Below are 7,406 nucleotides of genomic sequence, written 5' to 3' on the forward strand. Positions count from 1 at the left end.
ACCGCTCCAGTGGTCAACACTGCAGGTACGAAGGCGAATTTGGAGTCGCTCTCCCAGACTACCCATAATTGGAGAACAAGACGCTCCTGTTCTACACGTAGTAGTGGGGTGCCAACGACGATTTAGTACGGGCGAAGATTCGCGGCAGCGTTATGCGCTTGCAATTCGTTTCTGGCACGAGAGTGAACGTGTTCGTATTTACCAAGAACTCCGCGAGCGTGTCAGAACGCGAGCGATTGCAAGGGTGCGAATCCACGAAAGCACATAATGGGAAACTAAAACATGGCATTCCGCTTTTGGAGACGAATCAGGATCGCACCGGCGTGACCCTGACAATTCCGCAGGAGAGCGGAATTGGACATGCCGAAGGCATGCCCGTAGGGCGAAGGCCATGGACGGCCCGAGTCAACTTGAGTAAGTCGGGCGGGTCCCTCTCGTTCGGGCCGCGTGGGGCGAGGTTCACCATCGGTCCGAGGGGCAAGCGGGCCACGGTGGGAATTGATGCTCGCCGTCCATGTCTCGCACCCTTTGGGCGCACCTGTTGGTGCGTCCAAATCAGCTATCCTGCCAATTTGTCCGGGAACAGGCCATGATCTACGGAAAGCTCGGCCAGGGCCCTGCGCGGGCTCGGACTTTTGGACGCGGCGGCCCGGTTGGGCATCGTGGCTGTCACACCGAAAAGTGGTGAAAAGACATGAAACAAGGCTTCCATCCCCGATTCACGATCACGAACCGCCTTACGGAAGCCCTGACGCGGATTGAGCGGGCGCGCGGTTTCCTGGAAGCCGCCACCCTCTCGGAAGACTGGATCCGGGAGATGGGAGAACGGGCGCTGGTGCTCGAGGCCCATCACACGACGCACATCGAGGGCACGCAGCTGACCCTCGACCAGGCCGAACGCCTGCTGGCCGGCGAGTCGGTTCCGGAAGCCGACCCCGACGATGTGCGCGAGCTTCTGAACTACCGGCGGGCGTTCGACTTCGTCTCGGAATTCCTGTCCAGTGGCCTGCCTGCCGCGCAGGGCACGGCGCAGGCAGGCGCTCCGATCACCGAGGGATTAATCCGCGAGATTCACAAGCGGTTGGTGGAGGGTGTGCGTGGCGGTGCTGCCGCACCGGGCGAATACCGCAAGATCCAGAACTACGTGGTCAATTCCGCCACCGGCGAGACGATCTACACGCCGCCGCCAGCTCACGAGGTACCGATCCTGATGGCGGAACTGGTGGAGTGGCTGAACCGGGAACGGGAGACCCATCCGGTCCTCGTGAGCGGCATCGCCCAGTTCCAGCTCGTCCATATCCATCCCTTCCTGGACGGCAACGGCCGGACATCCCGGCTGCTCTCAACCTTGTGCCTGTACCGCGCGGGTTACGACTTCAAGCGGCTGTTCACCATCAGCGAGTACTACGACCGGGACCGGGCCGCCTTCTATCGGGCGATCCAGGGTGTCCGGGAGCGCAACATGGACATGACCGGGTGGCTGGAGTACTTCGTGACCGGACTGGCCACCCAGCTGATGGAGGTCAGGCAACGGGGGGAGCGGGTGATCCGACGCGACGTGCTCGTCCACCAGCACGATCTCTCCCCCCGCCAGGCACAGGCCCTGATGCACATTCTCGAACACGGGAGCATCAACATCCAGGAGTTCGAGGCGCTCTGCCCGGAGGTCAACCGGCGCACGCTTCAACGGGAGCTGAGGAGCATGGTGGAGAAAGGGGTTCTCGTTACCGAAGGGGCGACCAATCGGCTGATATACCGCATCAAGGAATAGGGGGCCGAACTTGCGACAAACTTGCGACACAACTTGCGACATCCGGCGCACGCCGGACAGGAGGAAATCCGCATCAGCGCCCCTGCCTGCCGGCAGGGTTTCCGCCCCCTCGGGGATGTGCCGCTCTTTGAAAACCTGCCTGCCGAGCAGAGAACGGCGCAGGCAGGGATGTTGCGTATCAACGGGTTAGGTGATATCCTGGCGGTGGAGAGCGGTTATGGAGAGGGTCGCAAGCGGGGAGGCAGGTGGAGTTTCGGGGAGGCAGGTGGAGTTTCCCAAGATGCACAGCGTGAGGGAGTTTCTCAATCTGGTTAAAACGGTTGACGGGGAATCGGTGACGGAGCTTCCCTCCTGCAACGGCCTTGATGCTTTACGGGGTTGAGTTTCGCTATCCGGGTGTCATACCCGAACCCTCGCAGAGGGAAACCGAGGATGTCATTTTGTTACTGGCTAAAAAGGTCCACGACGCGGTTAGGGACCGATTGGAGAGAATTTGAGGTCTATGGAAGGTCTGTTGGCCGGCTTCAGCGGTATGGTCCGGGGCAAGCGAACCGCCGTGGACGAGGCCCAGGACATCATATACGCCGCTTGGGAAGCCCCGACACGACAGCGCGCTGTGGCTTTGGCCAGGAAGGCCCTTGAGGTATCTCCCGACTGCGCTGATGCCTACAATCTCCTCGCCGAGGAGACGGCGGAATCACTCGAAGAAGCCCTTGACCTTTACCGGAAAGGAGTCGAGGCGGGTGAGCGTGCGCTCGGCAAGAAGACGTTCAAGGAAGATGTCGGCCACTTCTGGGGTCTCCTGGAGACTCGGCCCTACATGCGTGCCCGCGCGGGCCTGGCGCAATGCCTCTGGGAGGCCGGTCAACGGGAAGAAGCCGTCGAGCATTACTGGGACATGCTGCGGCTCAACCCCAACGACAACCAGGGCATACGTTATCTTCTGATGCCGTGCCTCATCGAACTCGGCCGCGACGAGGACGCCGAGAAACTCTTCAAGCAGTACAAGGAAGACGGCATGGCCGTCTGGGTGTACTCCCGGGCGCTCCTGGACTTCAGGAAGCACGGCGACTCACCGGCCGCCGACAGGTCCTTGAAAGAAGCTCTCGAAGAGAACCCGCTCGTGCCACACTATCTCCTCGGGCGAAAGAAAATACCCCGGGTCCTTCCGGATTATTACGGCTTCGGCGACGAGAACGAGGCAGTGCTCTATGCCCGTGGGAACAGGGCGGCATGGAAAGCCACCCCCGGAGCCCTGGAATGGCTCGCGGCCAAGCTGAAATGAGGGACGGGCGAAAAAAATTTCCTTGCAAAATAGAAATCAGATTCTATAATACAAGGCATGATAAAGCGGACCGCCCAGAAGCTGATAGAAGAGCGCCTCAGGGCCTATCCGGCGGTGGCCCTGGTGGGTCCGCGGCAGTGCGGGAAGACCACGCTGGCCAAGTCCATGCGCGGGGTCTATTTCGACCTGGAGCAGGATTCAGACCGCCTGCGCCTGGACCTCGAATGGGACGAGCTTGTGGCCGGGAAGGATTTGCTCATCCTGGACGAGGCCCAGTCCTGGCCGGAGGTTTTCGTGCGCTTGCGGGGAGCGATTGACCGGGACCGAGGCCGTAAGGGGCGTTTTCTGCTCTTGGGCTCCGTATCCCCGTCGCTGATGACCCATGTTTCAGAGTCTCTGGCAGGCCGGCTGTCATTGGTCGAGTTGACACCGTTCCTCTTGTCGGAGCTGAAGACGAAGGTGTCCCGCCGGCGGCACTGGTTGTGCGGGGGTTATCCCGAGGGCGGCGTACTTGAACCCAGGCGCTATCCGCGATGGCAGATCGACTATCTGGCGCTTCTGGCCCAACGCGACCTGCCCATGTGGGGGCTGCCCGCGAAGCCGCAAGTGACGGATCGGCTGCTCCGGATGCTGGCCGCGCTGCAAGGCCAAGTGTGGAACGCAGCCCAGGTGGGGCTAAGCCTTGGGCTTTCCTACCATACCGTCAACAGCTACCTCGACTATCTCATCGGCGCTTTTCTGCTCCGACAGCTTCCGGCCTATCAGGCGAACATCCGAAAACGCCTCGTCAGGAGACCCAAGCTTTACTGGCGCGACAGCGGCTTGGTGCATGCGTTGCTGAACGTCCCTGGCGAGCGTGCGTTGCTGGTGCAGCCCTGGGTCGGCGCGAGTTGGGAGGGCTACGTCGTCGAGCAGACATTGCGAGAGCTTTCCTCGCTGGACAGAAATTTCAACGCATATTACTTCAGGACCAGCGATCAATATGAGCTGGACCTCGTCCTGGATTTCGGGAAAGAGCTCTGGGCCGTCGAGGTCAAGCTGACATCTTCTCCCTCGACCGAAGACGTGTCTCGCCTGAACAAGGCCGCCGACATCATCAAGGCCGAGCGCCGTTTCCTGGTTTCCCAGACCAGGAAGCCGGCAGGAAATGATCGGTGCCTTTCCTGCGACCTGCCTACCTTCCTTGAGCATCTGCGCGCGGCCGGGTCGTAGAAGCAGGCCTCCGCGCCTCAAAGAGTAAACCACGGGTACACAACTACCTCCGAGCGCCTGAATGGTGGCTCGCCGAAAGAGTGAAACAGGGAAACCTGGAGCGATGAGGAATCGATGCCGAAAGCAATATTCCGCTTCTATGAAGAATTAAACGACTTTCTGCCGGAGCACCGGAGGAAGACCGATTTTGAAGTAACCTTTGAGGGAAAGAGGTCAATAAAAGATATGATCGAGGCCCTTGGAGTGCCTCATACAGAAATCGACCTCATTCTGGTAAACGGAAAATCCATTGATTTTGATTACATAATTCAAGATGAAGATCGGGTCAGCGTATATCCTGTATTTGAGTACCTTAACATCGAAAATGTTACCCGTCTTAGAAAAATCCCCCTTCGCAGAATTAAATTCATAGCTGATAATGATTTGGGAGATATAGTAAAATATTTGAGAATGCTGGGTTTTGACGTTTATTATGATCCCTTGCTTTCCAACAGGGAGATCATCAAAGTATCCAGGCAGGAAAAGAGGATAATATTAACAAGAAGTAAGAGGCTCCTTAAATATAAAGAGGTAACACATGGGATTTTTGTAAGAGCAGAGGCAATCGAAAAGCAGATAAAGCGCATCATAGGTTACCTGGATATCAAAGACAACATGAAGCCTTTTTCAAGGTGCCTTCATTGCAATAGCCCTTTAGAGAGCGTCCCAAAGGAAGAAATTAAACCAGGATTCCTCCAAAGACAAGAGAATATAACCATGAATACGTTTACTGTGCCTCTTGTGACAAGATCTTCTGGAAGGGAGCGCCATTTATTGAAATGAAAAAAGCAATCGATCGGATATTGGACGAGTCCGGTTCCCGGGGCACTACCTAGGTTTTGTGAGCTTCTTTTAACCCCAAACGGGCAACTCCATTAAAAAATGAGAGGTCAATTGAAAGCAAAGGTCTTCATTCATTTGGACATGGATGCCTTTTATCCGTCTGTCGAGGTGCTGGATAATCCGGCATTAAAGGGAAAGCCGGTTATAGTGGGCGGCAGCCGTGAAAGGGGTGTAGTATCATCTGCTTCATATGAGGCCAGAAAATTCGGTGTACACTCGGCCCAACCCATGGCCACAGCAATGCGTCTATGTCCCCACGGAATATTTTTACCGGTCAGAATGGCAAGATACAAGGAGGTCTCAGAACAGGTATTTGAGATATTTTATCGTTTTACCCCGTTAGTGGAGCCCCTATCAATAGATGAAGCTTTTCTGGACGTTACAGGGTCTACGCGCCTCTTTGGCCGGCCCGGGGATATTGCAAAAAAAATAAAGAAAACGGTTTTGGAAGAGACGGGTCTGACGGTCTCAGCCGGCGTGGCCTCGAGCAAATTTGTCGCCAAGATCGCGTCTGATATGGACAAGCCCGATGGCTTGACCATCGTGCCCCCTGACAGGGTACGAGAGTTTTTGAACCCGCTTCCCATAAAGAAGATGTGGGGTGTTGGAAAGGTGATGCAACAGGCCTTGATGCGCCTGAATGTTCGGACCTTCAGGGACTTGAGCCAAGTGCCCCTTAAGGTTTTAGAAAAAGAATTCGGTAAACGTGGGCTTATGTTGCATCAATTATCAATGGGGATAGATGATCGAGAGGTTATACCGGATCATGAGATGAAATCTATCGGGCATGAAGAGACCTTTTCCCAGGATATCCTGGATATGAATACGGCCAAGAAGAAACTCCTGTATCTTGCAAATAAGGTGGCTTACCGGATGCGCAAAAAGGAAGCCGCCGGTAAAACCGTTACCTTAAAGGTGAAATATAGCGATTTCCGCCAGGTAACCAGGTCCAAGACGCTCCCTAAATCCACAGACGACGGTTTTGAAATATATTCAATTGTCTGCCGGCTCCTTGAAAAAACCGCAGTAGGCAAAAGGCCGGTTCGGCTCCTGGGTATCTCATTGTCTCAACTCAGCTTTCTTGGAGCAGAACACCAGTTGACCCTCTTTGACCAGGATGCGGACTCCTTAAAAAGAAAGAATCTAAACATAGCCCTGGATTCATTATATGAAAAATATGGTGAGGAAAACATTAAGCCGGGAGTACTTTTTGACGAATGATCCTCGGGCATCCCTTCTCTTCTGAACCCTTATGTATCAGGCGGAGAGCCTGATACCGGGCCACGGAAAAGAAGGGGCCTTTGGGAATAATTACATGTCAAGTTCCGCGATGAGCTTTGCACATTCATTGGCCACGTTGTAATCGGCTTCTTTCTCCCCTGGCATTGTCGCCCAGCCGTGTGTTTTTACATAATCACCTGTTTTCCAGGATTCCAGTTGTTTCAATTCCTTGAGTCGTTCCTGCCTGTCTGGGTCTTGCATGAACTGTAAGACACAAATCGGTGCCAGACGGGCTACGACAGCCTCAGCGGCAGTTTCCTGCGCCATCCTCTGGGCGGTACTGCCCTTTACCCATCCACCTACCGTAAACCCGATTATCATTACCAAAATCGCGCCGCCGGCAGCACCCCACAAACAAAGTTTAAGCTTCTCTTTCCAGTTCATCCGTGCACCTCCTCTGGTTAAAGGTTTAAAACAACGGCCCCTTTGACCGCTTCGTCGCTTCTATCAAGTGAAGACCCGAGAGATGACTCCCCCGAGAATTGAAATCTGAGAAGACAGCGCTGAATCTTCCTGCAATTCCGGAGAAATGCGCTTGTATACTCTACAGTGCTCAGCTTTTGTCTGAAGCGCTGGTTAAACCAAACAACGATTATCAAAAAGGAAGGTTAAAATTTTGATATTATCCCGGAAATCGAGGTGAAAATCTAAAAAACCGGGCACTTTAGGTCGGACGTGGCGAACAGATTTGGAAGGCAGAATTCATAGTTATAATTATCCTCCAGACAGATGAAGATTGCAAACAAAATGATACTTGCACCTGACAAAATGGATTTAGATGGGACTGCTAAATCAACAGGCAGCAAGATAAAACAAGGGTAGCTATAAAATATGGTAAAGAATAAGCATGAAACAATAGATATTTGGAGCGACTTTTCATAAAGCGCAAAGCGATTAGATTGGCAAAAGAAGCGATCAGCAACCCGTTTCCCCCGATGTTGACACCATAAGCAATAATCCTGAGATTGGAGGAAT

Annotated in this window: 8 protein-coding genes; 7 read left to right on the top strand and 1 reads right to left on the bottom strand. The window is 54.4% G+C overall.

All coding sequences use genetic code 11. The features are described from left to right. The first annotated feature begins 371 nt into the window (after positions 1-371). The 7 genes from JRF57_15875 (at position 372) to dinB (ending at position 6,371) form a co-directional block, all read left to right on the top strand. Positions 372-593 (top strand): DUF4236 domain-containing protein, encoded by a 222-nt coding sequence (locus tag JRF57_15875; protein ID MBW2305176.1) that lies wholly within the window; start codon positions 372-374, stop codon positions 591-593. A gap of 101 nt (positions 594-694) precedes the next feature. Then, positions 695-1,771 (top strand): Fic family protein, encoded by a 1,077-nt coding sequence (locus JRF57_15880; GenBank protein MBW2305177.1) that lies wholly within the window; start codon positions 695-697, stop codon positions 1,769-1,771. 217 nt (positions 1,772-1,988) lie between these two features. Continuing rightward, on the top strand, positions 1,989-2,153 hold the full coding sequence (locus JRF57_15885) for a hypothetical protein (GenBank protein ID MBW2305178.1): 165 nt from the start codon (positions 1,989-1,991) through the stop codon (positions 2,151-2,153). A 120-nt stretch (positions 2,154-2,273) separates the two neighbouring features. After that, the gene (locus JRF57_15890; GenBank protein MBW2305179.1) at positions 2,274-3,056 is read left to right on the top strand and encodes a tetratricopeptide repeat protein; all 783 of its coding nucleotides are present in this window, start codon (positions 2,274-2,276) and stop codon (positions 3,054-3,056) included. A 57-nt stretch (positions 3,057-3,113) separates the two neighbouring features. Continuing rightward, complete coding sequence (locus tag JRF57_15895; protein ID MBW2305180.1) at positions 3,114-4,268, top strand: ATP-binding protein; 1,155 nt, start codon at positions 3,114-3,116, stop codon at positions 4,266-4,268. Positions 4,269-4,382: 114 nt separating this feature from the next. Continuing rightward, positions 4,383-5,090 (top strand): twitching motility protein PilT, encoded by a 708-nt coding sequence (locus JRF57_15900; GenBank protein MBW2305181.1) that lies wholly within the window; start codon positions 4,383-4,385, stop codon positions 5,088-5,090. Between the two features lie 99 nt (positions 5,091-5,189). After that, complete coding sequence (dinB, locus tag JRF57_15905) at positions 5,190-6,371, top strand: DNA polymerase IV (GenBank protein MBW2305182.1); 1,182 nt, start codon at positions 5,190-5,192, stop codon at positions 6,369-6,371. Positions 6,372-6,461: 90 nt separating this feature from the next. Here the strand turns inward: dinB and JRF57_15910 are convergent, their stop codons facing one another. Next, positions 6,462-6,815 carry a hypothetical protein gene (locus JRF57_15910; GenBank protein MBW2305183.1) on the bottom strand — a complete coding sequence of 118 codons (354 nt, stop codon included), beginning with the start codon at positions 6,813-6,815 and terminating at the stop codon, positions 6,462-6,464. Positions 6,816-7,406 lie beyond the last annotated feature (591 nt).

The sequence above is a fragment of the Deltaproteobacteria bacterium genome (assembly GCA_019310525.1).
Classification (GTDB): Bacteria; Desulfobacterota; DSM-4660; order Desulfatiglandales; family HGW-15; genus JAFDEE01.